The sequence below is a fragment of the Paenibacillus sp. FSL W7-1287 genome (assembly GCF_038004245.1).
Taxonomy (GTDB): domain Bacteria; phylum Bacillota; class Bacilli; order Paenibacillales; family Paenibacillaceae; genus Pristimantibacillus; species Pristimantibacillus camelliae.
In genome coordinates, this window is sequence record NZ_JBBORD010000001.1 from 1,056,030 (window position 1) to 1,079,845 (window position 23,816).

General features: G+C 42.3%; 24 protein-coding genes. 19 read left to right on the forward strand and 5 right to left on the reverse strand.

Features of this window, described 5'->3' with window-relative positions; translation table 11 throughout:
• Window position 1: 1 nt before the first annotated feature.
• Complete coding sequence (locus tag NSQ99_RS04890) at window positions 2-2,347, forward strand: ABC transporter permease (protein WP_340835439.1); 2,346 nt, start codon at window positions 2-4, stop codon at window positions 2,345-2,347.
• Window positions 2,348-2,475: 128 nt separating this feature from the next.
• Here NSQ99_RS04890 and NSQ99_RS04895 read toward each other — a convergent pair whose 3' ends face one another.
• Window positions 2,476-3,177 (reverse strand): Dph6-related ATP pyrophosphatase, encoded by a 702-nt coding sequence (locus tag NSQ99_RS04895; RefSeq protein ID WP_340838731.1) that lies wholly within the window; start codon window positions 3,175-3,177, stop codon window positions 2,476-2,478.
• A 261-nt stretch (window positions 3,178-3,438) separates the two neighbouring features.
• Here NSQ99_RS04895 and NSQ99_RS04900 point away from each other — a divergent pair, with 261 nt between their 5' ends.
• The 7 genes from NSQ99_RS04900 to NSQ99_RS04930 all read left to right on the forward strand — a co-directional run bounded on the left by NSQ99_RS04900 (window position 3,439) and on the right by NSQ99_RS04930 (window position 10,524).
• Complete coding sequence (locus NSQ99_RS04900) at window positions 3,439-4,053, forward strand: DUF4358 domain-containing protein (protein ID WP_340835442.1); 615 nt, start codon at window positions 3,439-3,441, stop codon at window positions 4,051-4,053.
• Window positions 4,054-4,096: 43 nt separating this feature from the next.
• A complete protein-coding gene (locus tag NSQ99_RS04905; protein WP_340835445.1) occupies window positions 4,097-5,500 on the forward strand; it encodes an MBOAT family O-acyltransferase in 1,404 nt (467 codons plus the stop codon).
• Window positions 5,501-5,541: 41 nt separating this feature from the next.
• On the forward strand, window positions 5,542-6,699 hold the full coding sequence (locus NSQ99_RS04910) for a DHHW family protein (RefSeq protein WP_251669281.1): 1,158 nt from the start codon (window positions 5,542-5,544) through the stop codon (window positions 6,697-6,699).
• Window positions 6,700-6,902: 203 nt separating this feature from the next.
• The gene (locus NSQ99_RS04915; RefSeq protein ID WP_251669280.1) at window positions 6,903-7,430 is read left to right on the forward strand and encodes a YceI family protein; all 528 of its coding nucleotides are present in this window, start codon (window positions 6,903-6,905) and stop codon (window positions 7,428-7,430) included.
• Between the two features lie 132 nt (window positions 7,431-7,562).
• Complete coding sequence (locus NSQ99_RS04920; protein ID WP_340835448.1) at window positions 7,563-8,504, forward strand: ring-cleaving dioxygenase; 942 nt, start codon at window positions 7,563-7,565, stop codon at window positions 8,502-8,504.
• 193 nt (window positions 8,505-8,697) lie between these two features.
• The gene (locus NSQ99_RS04925) at window positions 8,698-9,591 is read left to right on the forward strand and encodes an aldo/keto reductase (RefSeq protein ID WP_340835450.1); all 894 of its coding nucleotides are present in this window, start codon (window positions 8,698-8,700) and stop codon (window positions 9,589-9,591) included.
• 162 nt (window positions 9,592-9,753) lie between these two features.
• Window positions 9,754-10,524 carry a hypothetical protein gene (locus NSQ99_RS04930; protein WP_340835452.1) on the forward strand — a complete coding sequence of 257 codons (771 nt, stop codon included), beginning with the start codon at window positions 9,754-9,756 and terminating at the stop codon, window positions 10,522-10,524.
• A 100-nt stretch (window positions 10,525-10,624) separates the two neighbouring features.
• On the opposite strand, the gene NSQ99_RS04935 is transcribed toward NSQ99_RS04930, so the two are convergent.
• Both NSQ99_RS04935 and NSQ99_RS04940 read right to left on the reverse strand, forming a co-directional pair.
• On the reverse strand, window positions 10,625-11,410 hold the full coding sequence (locus tag NSQ99_RS04935; RefSeq protein ID WP_340835455.1) for a glucose 1-dehydrogenase: 786 nt from the start codon (window positions 11,408-11,410) through the stop codon (window positions 10,625-10,627).
• Between the two features lie 82 nt (window positions 11,411-11,492).
• The gene (locus tag NSQ99_RS04940; RefSeq protein ID WP_251669271.1) at window positions 11,493-11,669 is read right to left on the reverse strand and encodes a hypothetical protein; all 177 of its coding nucleotides are present in this window, start codon (window positions 11,667-11,669) and stop codon (window positions 11,493-11,495) included.
• Window positions 11,670-11,889: 220 nt separating this feature from the next.
• Here NSQ99_RS04940 and NSQ99_RS04945 point away from each other — a divergent pair, with 220 nt between their 5' ends.
• The 4 genes from NSQ99_RS04945 (at window position 11,890) to NSQ99_RS04960 (ending at window position 15,870) form a co-directional block, all read left to right on the forward strand.
• On the forward strand, window positions 11,890-12,846 hold the full coding sequence (locus NSQ99_RS04945) for an ABC transporter permease (protein ID WP_340835461.1): 957 nt from the start codon (window positions 11,890-11,892) through the stop codon (window positions 12,844-12,846).
• Window positions 12,833-13,789, forward strand: coding sequence for an iron chelate uptake ABC transporter family permease subunit (locus tag NSQ99_RS04950; protein WP_251669267.1), 957 nt, complete (start codon window positions 12,833-12,835; stop codon window positions 13,787-13,789). Before NSQ99_RS04945 ends, NSQ99_RS04950 begins: the two co-directional genes overlap by 14 nt.
• Window positions 13,786-14,553 (forward strand): iron ABC transporter ATP-binding protein, encoded by a 768-nt coding sequence (locus NSQ99_RS04955; protein WP_340835464.1) that lies wholly within the window; start codon window positions 13,786-13,788, stop codon window positions 14,551-14,553. Before NSQ99_RS04950 ends, NSQ99_RS04955 begins: the two co-directional genes overlap by 4 nt.
• Before the next feature lie 270 nt (window positions 14,554-14,823).
• On the forward strand, window positions 14,824-15,870 hold the full coding sequence (locus tag NSQ99_RS04960) for a siderophore ABC transporter substrate-binding protein (protein WP_251669263.1): 1,047 nt from the start codon (window positions 14,824-14,826) through the stop codon (window positions 15,868-15,870).
• Between the two features lie 152 nt (window positions 15,871-16,022).
• On the opposite strand, the gene NSQ99_RS04965 is transcribed toward NSQ99_RS04960, so the two are convergent.
• Window positions 16,023-16,352: an antibiotic biosynthesis monooxygenase family protein gene (locus NSQ99_RS04965; RefSeq protein WP_251669261.1), complete on the reverse strand. Its 330-nt coding sequence runs from the start codon at window positions 16,350-16,352 to the stop codon at window positions 16,023-16,025.
• Window positions 16,353-16,548: 196 nt separating this feature from the next.
• On the opposite strand from NSQ99_RS04965, the gene NSQ99_RS04970 reads away from it, so the two are divergent.
• The 6 genes from NSQ99_RS04970 to NSQ99_RS04995 all read left to right on the forward strand — a co-directional run bounded on the left by NSQ99_RS04970 (window position 16,549) and on the right by NSQ99_RS04995 (window position 22,360).
• Complete coding sequence (locus tag NSQ99_RS04970) at window positions 16,549-17,289, forward strand: MerR family transcriptional regulator (protein WP_340835468.1); 741 nt, start codon at window positions 16,549-16,551, stop codon at window positions 17,287-17,289.
• On the forward strand, window positions 17,282-19,006 hold the full coding sequence (locus tag NSQ99_RS04975; RefSeq protein ID WP_340835469.1) for an ABC transporter ATP-binding protein: 1,725 nt from the start codon (window positions 17,282-17,284) through the stop codon (window positions 19,004-19,006). Before NSQ99_RS04970 ends, NSQ99_RS04975 begins: the two co-directional genes overlap by 8 nt.
• 200 nt (window positions 19,007-19,206) lie before the next feature.
• Window positions 19,207-20,190, forward strand: a complete 984-nt coding sequence (locus NSQ99_RS04980; RefSeq protein WP_432806949.1) for a ring-cleaving dioxygenase — start codon at window positions 19,207-19,209, stop codon at window positions 20,188-20,190.
• 57 nt (window positions 20,191-20,247) lie between these two features.
• On the forward strand, window positions 20,248-21,192 hold the full coding sequence (locus NSQ99_RS04985; RefSeq protein ID WP_251669327.1) for a ring-cleaving dioxygenase: 945 nt from the start codon (window positions 20,248-20,250) through the stop codon (window positions 21,190-21,192).
• 217 nt (window positions 21,193-21,409) lie between these two features.
• Window positions 21,410-22,012 (forward strand): helix-turn-helix domain-containing protein, encoded by a 603-nt coding sequence (locus tag NSQ99_RS04990; RefSeq protein WP_251669257.1) that lies wholly within the window; start codon window positions 21,410-21,412, stop codon window positions 22,010-22,012.
• A gap of 99 nt (window positions 22,013-22,111) precedes the next feature.
• Window positions 22,112-22,360, forward strand: a complete 249-nt coding sequence (locus NSQ99_RS04995; RefSeq protein WP_251669256.1) for a hypothetical protein — start codon at window positions 22,112-22,114, stop codon at window positions 22,358-22,360.
• A 74-nt stretch (window positions 22,361-22,434) separates the two neighbouring features.
• Here NSQ99_RS04995 and NSQ99_RS05000 read toward each other — a convergent pair whose 3' ends face one another.
• A complete protein-coding gene (locus NSQ99_RS05000; RefSeq protein WP_251669255.1) occupies window positions 22,435-22,623 on the reverse strand; it encodes a hypothetical protein in 189 nt (62 codons plus the stop codon).
• Window positions 22,624-22,762: 139 nt separating this feature from the next.
• Between NSQ99_RS05000 and NSQ99_RS05005 the strand changes: the two genes are divergently transcribed.
• On the forward strand, window positions 22,763-23,647 hold the full coding sequence (locus NSQ99_RS05005; protein ID WP_251669253.1) for a helix-turn-helix transcriptional regulator: 885 nt from the start codon (window positions 22,763-22,765) through the stop codon (window positions 23,645-23,647).
• Window positions 23,648-23,816: the final 169 nt, after the last annotated feature.

Genomic DNA, 23,816 nt, shown 5'->3' on the forward strand with positions numbered 1-23,816 from the left:
TATGAAGCTGTGGAATCTTGCTCTATCTAATATGAAGGGCTCTAGAAGCTCGATTATATCTTTATTTTTCATGATTATGATAGCAAGCATTTTGCTGAATGTCAGCCTAACGATAGCTATAAAAATGAATACATTTTTTGATAACAAATTCGAGCAATTGCAGGAGCCTAACATTAACCTTTTACTTGATCGCTCGGATGAACAGCAAGTCTACTATGATTACATTAAGCAAGACCCTCGAGTAGCCGCTTCGGAAAGAGAGACTGTCATTTGGGCCGCAGGAAGGTTTTCCTATGGTGAGAATGATATGAGCATTGGTATAGCTGTGCAGCAAGCTGAACATGATAGACAGCTTTCTCCAATAAAGCTGGTCGAGCAGTCATCAGAGCCAGAGGCTACAAATGGGATTTATGTTCCATATGACTTTAAGCTGAATGCGGGGTATCAGCTAGGGGATTCCTTTACCTTGCATATTGACGATCAGTCATTCCACTACACGATTACTGGTTTTTTTGAAAGTGCAATGATGGGGATGCATAATACCGGAATCTTAAAGTTTTATTTGCCAGAGGAAGAATTTATTAAACTAGAGGAGTATACTGCCGATCATGGCGTTCTATATTCAATTAAGCTTCAGGATAGTGGACAGATCACCGGTTTTCTGAACGACTTTACTGGGGAATTTCCAGATCCTCCTGGGAGAAGTGCGTCAGCTCCGTTATTTACAACGCTAGATAGTGACATTGTAAAGAGTGTGGGATCTATGACCATCAACATCATTACGATGATTCTTATGGCATTTGCTCTAGTTATTATTGCTGTCGCATTAATCGTCATTCAATTTAGAGTAAGCAATCATATTACAGAAGGCATGAATAATATTGGGGTTCTTAAGGCGCTAGGATATACAAGCTATCAAGTCATATTATCGATCTTACTGCAATTCGTCATCATCACTTTAAGTGCAGGTGTGTTAGGAGCAGCTATATCTTATCTCGTTCTACCTGTATTCGGTAGTGTTGTGACGACACTATCTGGCTTGTTATGGAGTAAAAGTTTTTTACCACTCATTAATCTCATTAGCATTGCGCTAATTCTACTATTAATCATGCTTGTGGTAGTTATGTCTTCACTACGTATTTTCAGACTACCTCCTGTCGTCGCGTTAAGAGGGGGAATTATTACTCATAACTTCAAGAAAAATAGATTTCCGCTCGATAAAGCGAAAGGTCCTCTTCAATTGCTATTAGCCTGTAAGACGACCCTTACGAATATGAAGCAAAATATAATGATTTCAGTTATCGTAACAGCTATTACCTTTGCATCCGTATTCTCGGTTGTGCTTTATTACAATATTGGAAAAGACAAAACAGCTTTTATCCATCTTGTTGGTGCAGAAACCTCAAATATTATGCTGCAAATTACAGATGCAGCCGATTATGAGCAAGTCTTGACGAGCTTGGAACAGATGGAGCATATGACTAAAGTTGCCGTACTGGATATGACCAGCATGAAGGTAGATGGCCAATCGTTCTATATGAATATGTCCGATGACTACAGTAAATTGAATAATCAATTGGTCTATGAGGGGAGATATCCGAAGTATGATAACGAAATTGCCGTGTCATGGGTTGTAGCCAGCGCGCTAAATAAAACGATCGGTGATATGGTCGAGGTTGAGGCAGGGGAGCTGAAGTCCAATTATCTGATTACAGGTTTGAGTCAGTCCATTAGTAATCTCGGTCAGATGACGTATATAACGGTGAGTGGGGCCAAGCAGGTGCTGCCACATTATGAGGGGACATTGTTAAACCTGTATATAGAAGGTATTGATAATACGAGCTTTATTCAACAACTAAAAGCTCAGTTTGGACATGACATTACCAATATTATTGATGTTACAGATACGATCCAAAGTCAGAGTAAAATCTATACTTCAGCGGTGTTTACGGTCATGGTTACCGTATTGGTGATCACCTTTCTAGTTGTTGTGTTAATTCTGTACCTTGTTATTAAGAAAATGATCCTGCAGCGTAAAAAAGAGCTAGGCGTTCTAAGGTCATTAGGATATACGACCTTTCAGCTAATGTCGCAAATATCATTGAGCTTTTTGCCGGTCGTTGTACTATCTGTGCTGTTAGGTGGGGGCTTGGGCGCTATATATACTAATCCATTGTTGTCCGTGCTGCTATCCAGTGCAGGGGTTCGAAATGTGCAATTTATTATAAACATACCGCTTATTCTGTTCGTTTGCATCGCTCTTATCCTGTTGTCCTATGTCATATCCTTCCTTGTTTCTTATGGAATAAAAAAGATAACGACACGCCGTTTAATGATAGAGGAGTAAATGAGTATGCAATAAATGAGTAATGTTCAAATCAATAAGTGATGGTTCATGAACTGTTCCAATCAACGATGGGCGATAGCATTAACCCATCGTTGATTTTTATTTGAAGCAAATGGCCCCGTACGTTCTTAGCTCCGCTTGAGATCCTCTGTTGCTAATGGTAAGAAAGCATACTCCCCGTTGCGAACGATTTCACCTTTTGTTACGTTGATTCTTTGTTTGAATAGAGGGCCGTCAACGACAGTCGTATGGAACTCACCGCCTTCGCCGCATGGGTCGATCCCGCGTGCAATAAGCTCATCCACATAATCAAGGGTCAGTATACGCCCAAGATCCTCCTCTTTCATACCTAATGACAAATTAACCGTGACAATGATCGTGATGAATCCAAGCCGAATAAATTCTTCAACAGCATCTCGATGATTCATCTCCCATAGAGGCATGGCGAGCTTTAACCCAGCTATTTTTGTTACTTTATCGTGCCAACAGCCGTGAGCAGGCATGTCCAAGTCTCCCGTTACTAACACTTCGGCACCTTGAAGCTTAGCTGTTTCTAGCATGCGTATAAATTTTTCTTCGTAATCTTGCCAGCTAGAAGCCGTGGTATGTAGTGGTAAGCCTATAGAATCAGCTTGCGCTTGCAATAGCTCGGGAGGCATGCCATGAGATCTGGAGCGTGTTCCCTCTTCCTCCAGCATAGCGATAAGCCCCATGGCTTCCCCAGTCTTCATTGCTTTATATAAGGCAAGGGTACTATCCTTACCTCCGCTAAAGGAAGCTATAAATTTGTATCCGGTAGCACCTGTTTTCCAATTTGGATGAGTGGACATTACTTTCATACCCCTTTATTCAATATGACCTTATATTATCATGCTTCTGAATATGCCGTCCCCGTCCTGGTTGCATTAACGGAAAAAATAAGTGGATAAGTTTAGCGATAATAGCTCTAGAATTATTCCGGTTTTTAACATATAACCTAACGATATCATCAGATTTCAAAAGATTATTCGACAATCTTTGCAACAATATTTAAATTTTATACGTTAGTGATACATGAAACGACAACTATGAGATAAGGGAGTATGACAACTATGAAAAAAAGAGCAATCGCATTTGTATTAGTCATCGCTATGGGACTTGCACTAACAGCCTGCGCTGGTAATGACAACAAGGAAAAGCCTGGATCCACGCCACCAACCGAGCAAGGTTCAAACAATAACTCGAATAATGATGCGGCTGGTGAGCAAAATAAACCAACTGAAGATGCTGGCAACGATCAGACAGAAAGCGAAGAAGAACTAAATGAAGTCAACGGTTCAAGTACTCCTGCAGACATGATGGATGCAATTCTTGCAGCTGTAGAGGAGCCATCACAATTAGATATGAATGCTGAGATGATCAAGGATATGTATCATTTCGACCCTGCTTTGGCAGAGCAATTCGTCGTCAAAATGCCAATGATGAATATAAAAACGAATGAGATTGCTATTTTTAAGCTTAAAGATGCAGCTTCAATGCCTACAATTGAAGAAGGCATAAAGCAACGTGCGACAGATGTTCAGAAACAATTTGAAACCTATCTGCCGGATCAATATGAAAATGCTAAAAACTACAAAATTGTTACACAAGGCAATTATGTGCTTTTCGTAATATCTGAAAATGCTGATGATATTGTTGAACAGTTCAATAGCTTTTTTGCTTCATAATTGAGCCATTCTAATTTTTATTTAGGAAAAGATGGAGGCCAGTATGGTCTTTAGCAGCTTATTATTTTTATTTCTCTATTTACCTATTTTGCTGTTCATTTATTATGTTTCTCCTAAACGCCTGAAAAACGTGGTACTACTAGTAGCTAGCCTCGTCTTTTACGCTTGGGGGGAGCCTGTCTACATTGTGCTCATGATTTTTGCAACGATAGGAGATTATGTTTTCGGCTTACTACTTAGCAGTCCAACGTACGGTGCTATGAAAAGAAAGCTTATAGTCGTTGCATCGGTCACAATGAATATTAGCGTGCTTGGTTTCTTCAAGTACGCTGATTTTTTAATTGTTAATATTAATACAGCATGGGGTACATCTATTCCATTGCTTGAATTGCCGCTGCCCATCGGTATTTCCTTCTATACATTCCAATCGATTTCTTACATTATGGATGTATATCGAAGAGATGTTGAGGCTCAGCGTAATTGGATTGACTTTGCAGCCTATATCTCACTATTTCCGCAGCTTGTTGCAGGCCCAATTGTTCAGTATTCAACGATTGCTGAGCAATTGCGGAATCGAACGGTTGGTCATGCGATGTTTGCTGAAGGCGTAAGGCGCTTCATTATTGGTCTTGCGAAAAAAGTACTGCTTGCTAACAATATCGGTATCATTTGGAACCAAATTTCAGCACAGCCAGTTGAATCACTCTCGATGCTCATGGCATGGCTCGGTATTATAGCTTTTGCCTTTCAAATTTATTTTGATTTTAGCGGCTATTCAGATATGGCTATCGGACTTGGTTTAATGCTTGGCTTTCGATTCAATGAGAATTTCAACTTTCCTTACATTTCACGGAGCATAACCGAGTTTTGGCGTCGCTGGCATATATCGCTAGGGTCATGGTTTCGCCAATATGTCTACATTCCACTTGGAGGTAATAGGCAAGGGCGACTCAAGCAATTACGGAACATAGCAATGGTATGGGTGCTTACAGGAACTTGGCATGGAGCAAGCTGGAACTTTGTGATTTGGGGCGTTTATTTCGGTGTTATTTTGATGCTAGAGAAGTGGTTTATGTTGCGTATGCTGGATCGTTTACCGGCTTGGGTGAGTCATGGCTATGCTATACTTTTCATTCTGCTTGGTTGGGTTATATTCGCTGTTGAATCCATGCCACAGATGGCCGGCTACTTCAGAGCTATGTTCGGTGGGAATAGTATGCCAGCTTGGAATGAACAGTTTCTATACGTGCTATATACAAACGGTATATTGCTGTTAATCCTTATCTTGGCATCGATGCCGCTCAGTAAGAGCCGTCTCATTGCATCACATTCACGTTCGCTCGTATTTCAATCTGTCTCGTTCATTTGGCACATCATCTTGCTGCTTGTATCGATTGCTTATTTGGTCGATGCATCGTTTAATCCGTTTCTATATTTCAGGTTTTAATGTATTCGCCACAATCGTGTATTAAGGAGGAGCCGCTCATCATGTCATCACATTCATCAACGATAAGCAAATGGTATACGTGGAGCTTTATTACTATTTTGAGCGGCTTATTCCTTCTGTTTATACTGCTGCCCAAAAGCTATTATTCGGAGTTGGAAAATCGAAAATTACAAGGTGTTCCGCAATTTACTTGGATGAAGCTGTTCGAGGGTCAATTCACCAAAGATGCCGAGACTTACATTACCGATCATTTTCCTTATCGGGATCAATGGGTGGTTAGTAAATCTATATTAGAGCGGCTTAGGCTGCAGCAAGAGAACAATGGCATATACCGCGGTAAGGATGGCTATCTCTTTGAAAAATTAGAGGCCCCCGATTATGATAAGCTTGAGCAGTATACGAATGCAGTGAATGAGTTTGCAAAGCGTCATCACGATAAGAACATTACTTTTTTGCTAGCTCCTACTTCTATCGGGCTCTATCAAAATAAACTTCCTTGGCTTGCACAGTCCTACTCACAGCAGCTCATCCATCAATTTATTGCTGAGCAGGTAGCTGCTAATATGACATGGATTGATGGCTATACTTTTCTAGAGCCGATGAAAAACAGCAGTAAACCGATTTTTTATAAAACCGATCATCATTGGACTAGCTATGGTGCTTATTTAGCTTATGAAGCCTATGCTAAGCAGCAGGGATGGCATGCAGCTACAGAGGAGGATTTCACAATAACAACCGTATCTGATAGCTTTCTTGGAAGCTATCATACAAGAAGCTTATTTAGCGGGATAAAGCCAGACTCCATTGAAATCTATACGCCGGTTAAACCTGTCAGCTCAGAGCTATATATTGCGGATACGAACACGACGAGTCATTCGCTATATGATCCTACTTATTTAACTAAAAAGGATCAATATTCATATTTTCAAGGCGGTGTCCATGCGTTGATGCAAATTGTTACGGAGCTAAACGCTAAACAGGTTGATTTAGATAAGCTCTTAATAATTAAAGATTCTTACGCTCACAGCGTGCTTCCATTCCTCGTTTCTCATGTCAAGGAGCTGCATGTTATCGATATTCGTTATTACAATGGCAGCATCGACAGTTATATGGAGGAGCATCAGATTAACGATGCACTATTATTATTCAATAGTTCGACATTCAAAACTGAACAAAATATATTAAAGCTCAAATACTAATTGTCGTTTATTCCCTGATTGCTGCTTATCGTGAGCTCCAAATGGAAAATAATTCTTAAAATACAGTTGACAGTGTATTCGATCTATGATAAATTTATCTTAAATTTAAGATTAATTACTTCATCAGAGCAAGAAGAGCTAGATGATTTTTTTTCAAACACATATCTCAATTTAGAGATAATAACGAATTGGAGGAATTTATAATGGCTAAATGGGTAGTAGATCAATCGCATTCATCTGTAGGTTTTGAAGTGAAGCATATGATGGTTTCTAAGGTGAGAGGAAAGTTCAATGCATATTCTGCAGATATTGAGGCAGCAGATCTTGCTGATCTAACGACAGCAACGATTGCCTTTTCATTCGATGTAGCAAGCATCGATACAAGCAGTGAGGATCGCGATAATCATTTGAAATCCGCTGATTTTTTTGATGTAGAGAACAATCCTACGATTGACTTCAAGTCAACAAGCATTACGAAAGACGGCGACGACTATGAAGTAACTGGCGATTTGACAATTAAAGGCGTAACGAAATCCATTACGTTTGAAGTGGAATACGGTGGCAAAGGTAAAAATCCTTGGGGCGTTGAAGTATACGGCTTTGAAGCAGAGGCTAAGCTGAACCGTGAAGAGTTTGGTTTGACTTGGAACGCAGCGCTTGAAACTGGCGGTGTGCTCGTAGGTAAGGATATTAAAATTAAAGTTGAATTGGAAATCAATCCAGCGGCATAATAATACAAAGGTTATCGGCATGCTGCCTGCTCTATAGTTGGAGCGGGCAGCATGCTGTAATCGTATATAATAAAGTGACATTATTTTTGGGTGATTATCTTAATATTAAGATAATTTATGGAGGTTATGAGCATGCTTCAAATTGCTGGACATCATCACATTTCGATGATTACAAAAAATGCACAGCAAAATCATCGTTTCTATAATGAAATATTAGGCATGCGGCGAGTGAAAAAGACAGTCAACCAAGACGATCCTAGCATGTATCACTTATTTTATGGTGATATGACGGGAAGTCCAGGGACAGAGCTAACGTTTTTTGAGCTTCCATCAGTCGGCAGAACACATCGTGGCACGAACGCCATTACGCGTATCGGATTATTCGTTCCTTCGGTGGAAAGTCTTCATTATTGGAGAGAGCGATTTTCCAAGTATGGTGTGTCCCATGGTGAGCTGACAACCTATATCGGTCGTGCTGCACTGCATGTTGAGGATGTGGATGGACTTAGACTGGTGCTGCTGCATGTGAGTGGCGATGAAGTGCCGGATTACTGGACGGCATGGGAGGGTTCAACGGTTCCTAAGGAGCACCAAATATTAGGGATGGGTGCTGTGGAGATGACGGTCGAATCAGCGGCTAGCTTAGCTCATACGTTAGAGCATATCTTCGGTTACGCTTTGGCAGGAGAAACAGAGCAAGGACTACTTTACCAGTCCGTAGAAGGAAAAGCATACGGTGAAATTGTTATCGTCGAGCAGCAAGGGCCGAAGGAGAGAGCTGGGAGAGGCAGCGTTCATCATTTGGCGATACGAGTGAAGAATGGCGAGCAGCTGCGTCAATGGTATGATCGCATTAATGAGAATGGCTTTCACGTCATGAAAATTACCGATCGATATTATTTTGAAAGCTTGTACTTCCGAGAGCATAATGGAATTGTATTCGAGCTAGCAACGGATGGTCCGGGCTTAACGGTAGATACATCGATAGAGGAGCTAGGTCAAAGGCTTGATCTACCGCCATTTTTGGAAGGTAGACGTGCGGAGATTGAAGCGATGCTTACGCCAATTGAATAATTCATCGTAAGTCCATTGTAAAGTATCGTAAAGACCATAATAAAAGTTCATAGAAAGCGGCTAGTCGGTTATGTCCGATTAGCCGCTTTTTATATCGTACAAGTCGATTCGTTCCACATGCTGAATCGGTATGATTGGCGTGATTCGTATTCATAAGTTGGTTATAATGAAAGGAGAACAGGAGGGGGATCGTATGAAGAAAAATCAATTAGGTCGCTCAGAGCTTATGGTGAGCGAGATTGGATTAGGCTGCATGTCATTAGGCACAGAGGAAGCGCCTGCTACGCGTATCATTCATGAAGCAATTGAGCTTGGCGTCAACTTTATTGATACGGCTGACTTATATGATGCGGGTCGTAATGAAGAGCTTGTTGGAAAAGCTATTGCAGGCAAGCGTGATCAAGTGATTCTAGCTACGAAGGTTGGGAATCGACGCATTCCAGGGCAAGACGGATGGGTGTGGGATGCCTCTAAGGAATACATATTACGTGCAGTGAAGCAAAGCTTGCAGCGTCTCGGCACAGACTATATTGATCTCTACCAGCTGCATGGCGGAATGATCGAGGATAACATAGAGGAAGCGATTGAAGCGTTCGAGCAGCTCAAGCAAGAAGGTGTGATTCGAGCATATGGAATTTCCTCCATTCGTCCGAATGTAATACGAGAATATGTAGCTCGTTCCTCTATCGCGAGTGTCATGAACCAGTACAGCATCGTGGATCGTAGAGCAGAGGAGGAGGTACTTCCACTGCTACAAAAATCCGAAATTAGTGTCATTGCACGCGGGCCGTTAGCAAGTGGTGCTTTAGCAACTGGTCGTGAGCCAGTAAAAGGTGTGTTAGGCTATGAGCTGGAGGAGCTTCGTGAGCTGCGCAGCCAGCTGCAAAACATTGATCCGAATTTAACGCAGCTTGCGATTCGATACTCACTTAGTCATCCAGCAGTTGCCGTTGCGATTCCTGGGGCTAGAACGCTGGAGCAGCTAAAGCAGAATATAGCAGCTACCGATATGCCAGCATTGACTAGCGAGCAGATTGACCGCATTCGCGCCATTAGCAAAGCGAATGTATACACAGCTCATCGCTAAGGTAGTTAAACGATAAGCTATCAAGCTGAAGCGCATCATCTCTAAACTAGAGTGATGCTAATAGGCGAAAAAAATTAATAAAACAGCTTATGAACAGCAACATATGGTGACGTCCTATCGTTAGGTAAGCAATACAATCTAACGATAGGAAGTGTGAGTGATATGAGCATGAAAAGCTGGATAGCAATCCTATCAATGCTCGTCATACTAATGGCTTGCTCTGCATGCGCTGGTAAAGGCAATGACACGGCTGGAAACGTGGCACAAAACCAATCTAATAAGCATGAGGAGCAAGTGGATGGAGCAGGCAATGAACAGATCAATGGTGAGGGCAATGACCAAATCGCAGTTGAGGGCATAGACCAGAACATTGGTGGGAGTGTTGACTCAACCGACGATCATACTGATAGCGAGCATGATGGGCTGACGAATGATCAGCCAAATCCATCACCTGCCACTCAGGGCGAATTGGTGCCGCTTGAACATCAATATGCCATCGTTTATGAGGACCATGTCATTCCACTTAAAGCATTGGACGATGAAGTTGATCTCGAGTCGATATTTGGTGCGCCGATGTCAACAAATGTACAGGAAGTAAAGGGCGACACACTAACAGGATCATTGCAGAAGACGACTATATATGAAGGTCTACAGCTCGAGCTGTTCTCGCCTAAGCAAAACCGTGAGCAGTTTTGGATAATGTCCATCTCATTAACAGCAAGTGGTTATCCCACCACTAAAGGCATTGAGGTCGGCAGCTCGTTAGATGAGGCGCTTATCGCATATCCAGAGCTTGTTCTAAGTAATGATGGCAGAAGTAAGGAGAATAATGGAGCGTATATTGTTCAGGACCCGATGGAATACAACTTTATGGAGCTGGAAGTGAAGGATGGCATAATTGAAAAGATAGAGATATACCATCTCATTCCTTAAAGGCATGAGGGACTAAATTAGCTCGCATAAAAAGTCGACTGCATTGCTGCAGTCGACTTTTTTGTGCTCGATATCTCGGAGCCATATTGAAGAGGCAATCTTAGTATTTATACGATTGACCACCATCGATAGGAATAACTGTCGCATTAATAAAGGAAGCTTGATCCGATAATAGAAAGGCAACGAGATTAGCTACTTCCACGGGTTTACCAAAGCGCTTCATCGGATTGCTTGAAACAAACTGCTTACCTGCTTCTTCCCAGTTCACGGGATCTATTTGCTTTAAAGAATTTTCCACCATTGGCGTCATAATTGCCCCTGGCGCAATGGCATTAATCGTTATACCAAACTCCCCATACTCAATGCCTGAGTTGCGAGTTAAGCCTACTACGCCGTGCTTACTTGCTGCATAGCCAGATTGATTGCCCACTCCACGGATGCCTCCTACAGAAGCCGTATTTACAATCGCACCGGAGCCTTGCTTTTTCATCACTTCAAGCACGTATTTTAGCCCGTAAAAAACACCATTTAGATTAATATTGACAACTTTACGGAACTCTTCAATGCCATAATCCTCGGTTAGATTTTGCTTGCCTTCAATGCCTGCATTGTTGAAAAAGCCATCAATACGACCGAATTTCTGAACCGTCTGATTAACAAAGTCTTGAACCGCTTGTTCATTAGAAACATCTGCGGTAATTAACAGTACTTCAGCCTGCGGCGCAGCCTGCTCGATTAATTTCTTGGAAGCCTCTAAACCCTCCTGGCTGAGGTCGACTAAGGTAAGCTTCGCTCCCTCCTTAGCTAACTGCACGGCAGAGGCTTGACCAAGTCCAGATCCTCCGCCAGTAATTAATACAACCTTACCCTCAAAACGATGACTCATCGTATGTATCGCTCCTTAGTTTTTATTTAGCTTTTAATTATAATTGAACTCGACTGCTGCTTTGCAGCCGAGCTTTATCATGCTATTCGTGATCTCGATGGCTAATAAATTCATTCGGCACGTCTTCGCCTTGCGGATTGTTATTCTTGATTTGGCTTAAACGTCCATTGCGGAATTCCCCGCCATGTACCTTGTTTTTTCGCTGGCCATTATTGTCTGTGCGTTCATGATCATTATGAATATAGTTTCTATCACTCATGTTACGTTGCGCTCCTTTCCTTAGACCTATGACTTAGCATGGTTAACTAATCTCAAAAATATGTACGCATATAAAGCAAATCCAAAGGATGGCATTGCATCGTAACAAGCTAGTCATTGATTTTAAGGCCTGTTTTTACTATAATTGAAATCGTACACTCAGAATGATAATCGTTTTCAATTTTCATACTGAAATAATAAATACATGATGAGGATGACGTATGAGACTTTGGATGTTAATGATTGCCATTGCGGTCTTGTCATGTATATCGCTATTTATCGGTGCAATCGATATTAGATTGAGTGATCTGTTTAATGGGAACACAGATAAAATTGAAATCTTTCTCATTAGTCGGGTTCCACGCTTAATGGCGATTATATTGGCGGGCGCAGGCATGAGTATTGCGGGATTGATCATGCAATCTTTAAGCCGTAACAAATTCGTTTCACCAACGACAGCTGGTACATTAGATGCAGCAAAGCTCGGGATATTAATTTCGATGCTGTTTATCACGAATGTAACGTATACGCAGCAAATTATATTTAGCTTTCTCTTTGCTTTAGTCGGAACGTTAGTCTTTATGCAAATTCTTGATCGCATTAAATTCAAGGATGTCATCTTTGTTCCGCTAATCGGAATTATGTATGGTAATATTCTTTCGTCAGTTACGACATTTTTCGCCTATGAAAATGATTTGATTCAAAATATCTCATCCTGGCTAATGGGCAGCTTTACGCTAGTGATATCAGGACGCTACGAGCTGCTGTACATCAGCATTCCAGCGGTTATACTTGCCTACCTGTATGCTAATAAGTTTACGGTTGCAGGCATGGGCGAGGACTTCGCGAAAAATCTAGGACTGAGCTATAAGCTTGTATTGAATCTAGGGCTCGTACTTGTTGCCATTATTTCAACAACTGTCGTCCTTACTGTCGGGGTAATCCCATTTTTAGGTTTAATTGTACCCAATATCGTGTCATTATATTTGGGAGATAACTTGCGCAAGACGATTCCACATACTGCTGCTTTAGGTGTCGCATTTTTATTGCTTTGTGATATTTTAGGGCGTGTCATTGTTCATCCTTACGAAATTCCAGTTAATGTGACCGTTGCAGTTATCGGTAGTGCGATCTTCTTATTTATGCTATTTAGGGGGAGAGCCTATGCGAAAAAATAGTACAAAGCTTATTGCTCTTGGCGTGCTAGCAATCATTTGCATCTTATTTTATGGTTTTTATGATATAAAGGGCGGCTTTGATTACGCATTTCCACGTCGTATGGTACGCGTAGCTGCTATGGTACTTACAGGTATCGCCATCGCTTATTCAACGGTCGTATTCCAGACGATTACTCACAATCGAATTCTGACTCCATCGGTTATGGGACTGGATTCCATGTATACCGTCGTCCAAACGTTAATTTACTTTTTTGCTGGCTCGATGTCGGTATGGGTATTGAACAAGTATCTTAACTTTGGGGCAGCGATCATTGCGATGGTGTTATTTGCACTCATACTGTACCGATTTCTATTCCGAGCAGATAAGCACCCGATCTATTTGCTACTGCTCATTGGGATGATTCTCGGTACACTATTAGGCAGTCTCGTCACATTTCTGCAGGTCATTATTGATCCAGTTGAATATCTCAGCCTACAAAACCGACTATTCGCGAATTTTGTTAATGTGAAGAAGGATCTGTTATATATCGCCCTCGCTATATTAGTCGTCGCGTTTATTTACGGCTATCGTATGATGGGCAAGCTTGATGTCATGTCACTTGGTCGTGAGAATGCGATGAACCTTGGTATCAATTATGATCGAATGGTTATGAATGTGCTTATTCTGTCATCGGTTTTAATTGCAACTTCCACAGCACTAGTTGGACCAATTACGTTTCTAGGGCTGATCGTAGCTAATTTAGCCTATCAATATTTAACGACCTATAAGCACTCGGTTCTTATTCTTGGGGCAAGTCTAATTAGCATTATCGCGATCGTTGGCGGTCAGTTTTTGGTCGAGCATATCTTCGAGCTACGAACGACATTAAGTGTCATCATTAACTTTATTGGCGGCATTTACTTTATTTATCTATTACTGAAGGAAAGTAGGGCAGCAGGATGATTCAAATCAAAGAGTTAACGAAACGATTCGGCAAGAAGCCTGTTGTAGAGGACGTGTCGATTACGATTGAGCCTAAAACGATTACATCGTTCATCGGGCCGAACGGCGCCGGCAAATCCACTCTGCTATCTATGGTAAGTCGGCTGCTAGAAGCAGATTCTGGTGAAGTACTATTGGACCAGAACAGCGTTAGGAAGTGGAAATCTAGTGAATTTGCAAAGCGTGTATCGATCCTAAAGCAAACGAACCATATTAGTGTTCGCTTGACGGTACGCGAGCTGGTTTCCTTTGGACGCTATCCATATTCCAAAGGGCATCTGAATTCCGAAGATGAGAAATTCGTGGATACTGCGATTGAATATATGAACCTTGGCGATATGCAGCATAAATTTATTGATGAGCTGTCAGGCGGACAGAAGCAGCGTGCGTTCATTGCGATGGTTATTGCTCAGGATACTGAGTATATTCTGCTTGATGAGCCACTCAATAATTTAGATATGAAGCATTCGGTTCAAATTATGAAGATTTTGCGCAGACTCGTTGATGAGCTTGGCAAAACGGTTATTATCGTTTTACACGATATTAACTTTGCATCGGTATACTCTGATCGTATTGTAGCGCTGAAGGATGGCAAGCTCGTAAAAGACGGACCAACACACGAAATTATTAACTCCGATGCTTTGCGTGACATTTACGACATGGATATTCCGATTCAGGAGCAGAACGGTTGCCGGATTTGTATATATTTTAATTCTCATACGTAATGATTCATGTAATGATATAGCCCCTTGTAGATTAGAGCGATCTAACCTGCAAGGGGCTTTTGTAATAGTAAGCTTGTTACTAGTTAGTTTTAGTTAGCTATAGATGAATGATTGTTAACATTTCAGAAAAGAATATGACGATACAAATAAATTTTACAAAATATACTTGACGATGCTGACAAATGCATCTATAATGAGAATCGTTGTCAGTGATAATGATTATCATTTTTGTAGGGGTACATAGAACATATATAAGGAGAGAGATATAAAATGAAAATGTGGAAATTAGCAAGTGCCATCTTGGCAATTTCAGTTTTACTTGTTGGATGTGGAACTGAAAAGGGGAATGAAGCAAACAAAACGACAGGTGGTAATACGACTGAAGAGCAACCAGTTACTTCAGAACAACCAGCTGCAGATGAGCAAGGCAATTCAGCTTATCCTCTAACGGTTTCTTCTACAGTAGCATCTACTGAAGACGAAGCAAAAGGCACGATTAATTATGAGGATGTAACGTTTGAAACAATGCCAGAAAAACTTGTAGTATTTGACTATGGTTTCTTAGATACATTAAATGAACTAGGTGTTGAAGGTGTTGTTGGACTTCCTAAGGATTCTACTTTGCCAGCACATCTACAAGAGTTTGCAAGTGATGAGTATACAAGCGTAGGTACATTAAAAGCACCATTGCTTGAAGATATCGCTGAGCTTGCTCCAGATGTAATTTTTATCTCTGGTCGTCAATCTACGTATTATGAAGAGCTGAAAGAAATCGCTCCAGTTATTTTTGTAGGTGCAACGCAGGATGATTATTGGAATACATTCCTGGCATCTGTAGATGTAGCAGCTACAATGTTCGATAAAAAAGCTGAAGCTGATGATTACCTAGCTAAATTTGATAGCGCGCTTGAAGAAATTAATGCACTAGCTGGCAACTTTGAAACATCTCTTGTAACGATGTATAACGAAGGTAAATTGTCTGGCTTCGCACAGAATTCTCGCTTTGGATATATTTATGACATCTATGGCTTTAAGCCAGTGACGGAAGACATTCAGTCTTCATCTCATGGCTCTGACTTTGGCTTTGAAGCAATTCTAGAGTTCAACCCTGAAGTATTGTTCGTTATCGACCGTACAGCTGCAACGGGTGGAGAATCCAACATCCAAGCTGATATGGAAAACAACATTATTAAGAAAACAACAGCTTATGAAAATGGCCGTATTGTATACCTAGATGGACCGCTTTGGTACCTAAGCGGCGGTGGCTTGCAGTCTGAGCTAGCTAAAATCGAAGAAGTGCTTGCTGAATTGAAGTAATATGTAATAAAGCCGTGAGGCATCTGGTAGCTCCAGATGCCTCGCGGCTTTTTATTATGCAGGAGAGCTTGATAAAAAATAAAGCGCAAAGCGGACATAGCACGCTTTGCGCTTTATTCATGATACAGGGAATAGCTTGTCTTGTTGCCGAGCTATTCTACGACGTAGTACGCGCCGTGCTCCATGCTGATTACATAATCTGGCTGAGCAGGCTTGCCGCCTTCTTTCAACTTTGCACGGTGTCCAGCGATATGCTCGGGGCTTTTTTCCCAAGCCTTCCACGCTTCCTCAGACTCCCAACGAACAAGCATAATGACCTCTTCGTCACCGCGACGAGTTTTCTTCACTAGAAGCTCTCGACCAATGAAGCCTTCACGCTGCTCGATCAGTGAAGGTCCATCCTCAGGCTTTCTTTTGAATCGCTCTAGTATTTTATCTGCATTCCCTTCAGTTACAATCCATTTGCGAAGCTGTATAAACATATTGCTCCTCCTTAAGTATAGGAATAGTGTATTTCCGTTAAATAATAATGAGAATCAATCCCAATAACAATAGTATACCTTAAACGAGCGATATGCGTAAATGCTTGGCGAAAGATATGAAGAACGAATTATAAAGATAGCGCTTGATTCTACCGTTACGTCAGCATTTATAATGAAGCGAGAGGGAGGGAAAACAATGCTTACGATAGGACAATTTTCCAAAAAGACCGGAGTTACAATTAGAACATTGCGCTATTACGACGAGAAAGGGCTGCTTAAGCCTACTTATGTATCGCCATCTGGGCGAAGATATTATGAGGATGACAATATGGTCACCTTACAGAAAATATTGACCTTTAAATTTTTAGGGTACCCGCTGGAGGATATACAGAGCATGCTGGCTACGAGTGATCTTAATCTTCATAAATCGCTCGTAAGGCAGAAGCAGGAGATGCTTATTAAAAAGGCACAAATCGAAAAGACGATTGCTACTCTTGAGCATGCGATTACACTGTCAGAGAACCAGGAAGAGATTCATACGGACGTCTTCTTATCGATCATACATGATTTAATTCATAGCGATGAGCAGCATACCTACTTCAAGACGCTTCTGCCTGAAGATTTGGTAGATGAGCTAGAGCAATTGTATAAGGAAAACATTACAGATTACACGAGACATCATTTGGAAACGACGTTGAAGCTGAAGGAAGCATACCGCAAGCAGCTGCCGGATGAAGAGGTTCTCCTTATTGTTGAAGAGATGGTTTCCATTATACCCGAGCATCTACTTACTCGTATTATTGAAGCGTCAAAGCAGATAGATGAAGGAACAGAAATTGACGAATCGCTTTTTCATATGCCATTTACAAAGGAAGAAGAGCAGTGGCTTGAACGAATTATGAAGAAGTCCATACTAGGAGGGAATAACGATGAGTAAGGCTGCATTTCAACCGAGTAAGCTGCTGAGGCTTATGAAGGAGGCCAATCCTCCAACATGGATGATCATCATCGCCGTGCTGCTAGGCATTATAGAAACAGGGCTTGGACTAGCGGTGCCTTTACTGACGATGAACGTCGTCAATTCATTTGCAGAGCAGGGCATGTCGTGGCTGTCGCTGATTTTCGTGGGACTTGCGCTGATCGTACAGACGGCGATATCAGGTGTTGCCTTTTACATGATGTCGGCGATTGGTGGTAAGATCGTAGCAGCGATCAGACAGCGAGTATGGTCACATGTGCTGCGTTTGCGTATTACTTATTTTGATCAGCATGAGTCAGGCGAAACGATGAGCCGCATTACACAAGACACCAATGTAATTAAGGAACTGATTACCCAGCACTTTATTTCATTTTTTACAGGTATGCTTTCCGTTGTTGGCTCTGTAGCGATTCTGCTATGGATTGATTGGAGAATGACACTTCTTATGCTGGTCGCCGTACCATTATCGATTATTGTACTGCTGCCGCTTGGGCAGAAGATGAATAAAATTTCTCTTGCGAATCAGGATGAGATGGCAAACTTCACAGCTAATCTAGGACGTGTCCTTACCAATATTCGTCTTGTAAAGTCCTATCAAGCAGAGGAGACAGAAAATAAGAAGGGACAGCAGCAAATTCATAATTTGTATCGCTTCGGGCTAAAGGAAGCAAAAATATTATCGATTCTGTCTCCGGTTATGACACTCGTTATTATGCTAGTCCTTATTATGATCTTTGGTTATGGCGGAGCACAGGTAGCGTCTGGTGCTGTAACAGCGGGTGCACTTGTCGCTATTATGTTCTATCTCGTTCAGATCGTCGTTCCATTCACGCAGATGGCGACCTTTTTCACCTCCTTCCAGAAGGCTTTAGGAGCGACAGAGCGTCTGCACGAGATACTGGAGCAGCCAGTTGAGTCGTCTGGAAGTGAAGGCCTGAAGTCGAAGCAAGGAGATATCGTATTCAATCAGGTTAACTTTCGATACGATGAGAAGGAAATCTTCGATCAGCTGTCTCTTCATATCCCTTACGGCAAAACGACGGCGCTTGTTGGTACGAGCGGCGGCGGGAAGACGACGATCTTTTCCTTGCTTGAGCGCTTTTATGAACGGGCAGGAGGCAGTATTATGTTCGGAGAACAGCCGATTGATCAGATTAAGCTTACAGAGTGGCGCGGGCTGTTTGGCTATGTATCACAGGAAAGCCCACTAACGAACGGAACTATACGTGAAAATGTCGCTTACGGTGATGCGAGCGCGAGTGAGACAGAGATCATTGCAGCACTGAAAAATGCAAACGCTTGGGAATTTGTAAGCAAGCTAGAGGAGCAGCTCGACACTCAGGTTGGGGAAGCTGGTATTAAGCTATCTGGAGGGCAGCGTCAAAGAATTGCCATTGCGAGAGCTTTACTACGAGATCCAAAAATATTACTGCTGGATGAGGCCACATCTAGCTTAGATAATGAGTCGGAAGCCTATGTGCAGGAAGCATTACAGCAAGCGATGAAGGGAAGAACGACAATCATTATCGCGCATCGACTATCTACGGTTACACATGCCGATCAATTAATTGTACTTGAAAACGGTGAGATTACAGGAAGAGGAACGCATCAAGAGCTGCTGGAGCGTCATGCTTATTATCAGAAGCTTGTTAAGCGTTCGGCAGAGGCCATATAGTACGTACGTATATGAAGTCTTGAGCGCAGCAGATAATCTGCTGCGCCTTTACGGTTGACGAGAGAAAACAAAGATGCTACAATTATCTTAAATTAAAGATTATTTATTGGTCGCTAGTTGAACATAATAAGCAAGGGTAACATTTTTTTTGGATATATATCTTAAAATTAAGACATATAATATTGGAGGAAAAACAAATGATTAGTCCATTAAAAGGTATTCACCATGTTACTGCCATTACAAGCAGTGCCGAGAAAAATTATCAATTTTTTACGTATGTGCTTGGCATGCGTCTCGTAAAGAAAACGGTCAATCAGGATGATATTCAGACCTATCATTTATTCTTTACCGATGATACCGGCTCAGCTGGTACAGATATGACGTTTTTTGATTTTCCAGGCATTCCAAAGGGAACACATGGTACGAACGAAATTTATAAAACAGCATTTCGCGTGCCTACCGATGCGGCACTTGAGTACTGGGTTAAACGCTTCGACAAATATGAGGTCAAGCATACAGGCATCGAGGAGCTTTTTGGCAAAAAAGTATTGTCCTTTGTTGATTTTGATGATCAGCAATATATGCTTGTATCCGATGAGCATAACGAAGGCGTTGCCTCTGGTACGCCGTGGCAGAACGGTCCCGTACCGCTTGAATTTGCAATTACAGGCCTTGGGCCGATTCATATACGCGTTATGAAAATTGAATACATGCAGGAGCTGCTAGAAAAGGTATTGCTGATGCGTCAGGTAGCGAAGGAAGGCTCGTTATATCTATATGAGACTGGCGAAGGGGGCAATGGTGCCCAGGTCATTGTCGAACACAATATTGTTCTACCACCTGGACGACAAGGCTTCGGGACTGTGCATCATGCTGCGTTCCGTGTAGAGGACAACAGCGTACTACATGATTGGATTAAACGAATGAGCGATTTCGGATTCCCGAACTCAGGTCACGTCGATCGCTTCTTCTTTGAATCATTATATGTGCGTGTTGCACCGGGGATTTTATTCGAATGGGCAACAGACGGACCAGGCTTCTTAGGTGATGAGCCTTATGAGACACTCGGTGAAAAGCTATCCTTGCCGCCGTTTTTAGAGCCGCAGCGCGAGCAGATCGAACGATTAGTTCGACCGATAGACACCGTTCGCAGTACGTTGAAGCTGGAAAAGGAATATTTATAATGGGGGAAGCTTCATGTGAATAGAAGCTTTCAAACCGTATTGGAGATGATGAAATATATGAAGAAGCATACTGCTGGCATACACCATATTACTGCCATTGTCGGGCATCCACAGGAGAATATCGATTTTTACGCAGGTGTGCTTGGCTTGCGTTTAGTGAAGCAAACCGTTAACTTCGATGATCCAGGCACCTATCATTTATACTTTGGGGATGAAGCTGGAAGTCCAGGGACGATCATCACGTTTTTCCCATGGGCTAACGCACATCCTGGGGTCATTGGCGATGGTCAGGTTGGAGTTACGACGTATGCCATTCCTGTCGGCGCACTTGAATATTGGAAGCAACGTCTAACGTCTTTTAACATTCCTTATGTCGTGGCAGAGCGATTTGGCGAAACCTTGCTGCAGTTTGACGATGTTCATGGACTGCATCTCGAGCTGGTCGAGCGTGAAGAAGGTCCGTTAAATCACTGGACATTCGGAGGAGTTACGAAGGATGTAGCTATTAAAGGCTTCGGTGGTGCAGTGCTCTATTCCAGTCGTCCGCAGCATACAGCGACTGTACTGTCCGATGTGCTTGGACTTCAAGCAATTGGAACGGATGGGGTATATGCTAGATATGCTTCTACTGCACAGATCGGCAACATCATCGATATAAAAATGACCGAGGGTCAGCTTGGTAAGATGGGGCCAGGCACCGTCCACCATATCGCTTGGAGAGCGGAGGACGATCAAGATCAACGCTCATGGCAGGAGTTCGTATCGAGCTTTGGCTTGCATGTGACAGATGTGCGAGATCGCAGCTATTTCAATGCAATTTATTTCCGCGAGCCGGGCAGCATTCTGTTTGAGATTGCGACCGATCCGCCAGGATTTGCTTATGATGAATCGCCAGAGACGATGGGCAGCAAGCTAATGCTGCCGGTACAGTACGAGCAGCACCGTGACCGCTTAAAGCAAATGCTTCTTCCAATTGAGGTGCGAGAGCTAACGAGTGATTGATACGTATCTGCACAGGAGCATAAGCTATTGATTCAGAATGCATCAGTCAGAACGTGTGATATACTGATGAAAAGTTAAACAGGAAATATCGAATGAAAACAGGAGCTAGCATGGTATAGCTCCTGTTTTGTGATATATAGCGGTAAACTCTACGAAGCGTTGATTGAGCGCGAGCATCGGTTCGCGTTATGATGGAGAAGCTGGAGGTGAATGAACGGTGGATTGCGTAAAAGTCGGTGCACTAATTCTTCAATTACGAAAAGAAAAAGGAATGACGCAGAAGCAGCTAGCCGATCAGATGAATATTAGCGATAAAACAATATCAAAATGGGAACGCGGCCTAGGCTGCCCTGATGTGTCCTTGCTAAGTGAGCTGGCTGCGATATTGGGCGTTCATGTCGATAAGCTATTAGAAGGGGATCTAAAACCTAATGAACAGGATCGTGGAAATATGAAATCAATTAACTTTTATGTATGCACAGATTGTGGGAATGTCATGACGAGTACTGGCCATCCAACACTATCCTGCTGCGGTAGAATTGTAGAACCACTCAAGGCTCAACCTGCAGAGGCTGAGCATCAAGTACAAGCAGAAGCGGTAGACAATGACTATTATATGACGCTGGAGCATGAGATGAGCAAGGAGCACTATATCTCCTTCGCAGCGTTCGTTACGTATGACCGTATGAACCTCATTAAGCTGTATCCGGAGCAGAATGCAGAGTTCCGCATGCCGATTCAGACTCGCGGTACGCTTTACTTCTATTGTACAAAGCATGGCTTGTACAAGCAGGATTTTATAAAATCGAAGAAGGTTTAATGACACACGATAAGACATGATTATGCTCGTATGCAAGCTACAAAGAAGGATATACTAAACCTGCATGTTTACATCATGATGCTACCGGAGGAATGAACGATGGCAGTATGTCCTTTATGTAATGCACTACGGCAAATAAATGATGAATGTCCGGTATGCCGTGCTCAGATGACCGATGCAGGCAAAGTTAGCGATTTTCTTGACCCTTACGGTCATTATAATGATGACGAGACCGTGAAGATGGGGGATGGCTATCCTCATACGGCTAATGAACCGGTATGTCCTCATTTGCTAGTATGTGAGAGCTGTGGTAAAGATCAAGTAGCGTTTATTGCATACGAAAATTAACGACAAAACATAGGACAGTCATTCTAAAAAAGGGTACGCCAATTCAACTGCTGCTGAATTGGCGTACCCTTTAATTATGGAGATTGGTCATCTGGATCATGCTGCTCATTGGATACATCTGATTCAATAGAAGAATCGGGAGTAAAAGCAATTAAATTCACGGTTCTGCCTAGCTGTTGTTCAATTTTTTGTTCAAGCTGTTGAAGATCTTCAAGCAGCTCTGGTTGATCGTTCAGATCTGCAAATGAATATTGCTCTCTCATTAGGTTTTCCTCACAGTCGATGATTGAGTTTAGCTGTCATTATTGTTTACAGCAAGCGCTCGAATATTCGTCAAAAACATAGCAATTTATATCAAAACGATCTTGTTCGGATACGTTATGATAAGGATGAGGTGAGCGAATGAAATATAGTAACGTTACGCAGCGAACCATTCAATATATTGAGGAGCATCTGACCAGCAGCTTATACTTAGACGACTTTTCAGAGCTAGTAGGATATTCAAAGTTTCATCTGACACGGATATTTAAGCAAGAAACAGGCCTAGCCATTAGTGAATATATTCGAGTACGAAGGCTAGCCCTTGCAGCGATGCTGCTTATGCACACGGATGAGCCGATACTCCATATTGCTATTGAGCTGCAATTCCAGTCACAAGAAGCATTTACTCGATCATTTCGTGAGCTGTATGCGATGCCACCAGGTAAATATCGAAAAATAATGAGCACGTTAATTGGAACGGAGGACAATGGTATGAGCAATGATGACAAGCAAGCAAAAGGTTGGTTTTTAAGTGGTTCACATCCAGGGAGTTATGCTTTTGGCGTAGATGAAAAGATTTTTCATTCAGGAAAAAAATCAGGCGTTCTATATTCGATAGAGGAAGTGGATGAATCTGGAGGCCAATTCGGTACAATGATGCAAAGCTTTCTTGCAGATGATTATAAAGGCAAACGTATCAAAATGTCCTGCTATTTGAAATCGGAGAATGCGGCACGATGTGCAGCATGGTGCAGAGTGGACAGTGCTGCTGGCGATCCAATTCAATTTGATAATATGGAGAATCGACCAATCGTTGGCTCTACGGATTGGAACCATTATTCAATAGTGCTCGATGTGCCCGAGGAAAGTGCGTCGATTCACTTCGGGGTGCTGCTTATCGGCAAGGGTAAGGTATGGGCAGACGGCTTTAAGTTTGAAGCAGTCGATCATCGAACACCAGTAACCAATATGATGGCACTAGACGCACTTCCGAAGCAGCCATCCAACCTTGATTTTAGTGAATAAACAAAACCCTCCTGCTGGCCAAGGTCAGCAGGAGGGTTTTGTTAGTCGAAGTTTAGAAAGTTCGGCTTTCAGTACCGAGAAGATGGAGGGCTAGTAGAAAACGAGGAGCACAGCGTAGGTACCACTACGTGAGCACCTAAAATGTTTTCGTAGAAAACATACTACGGAA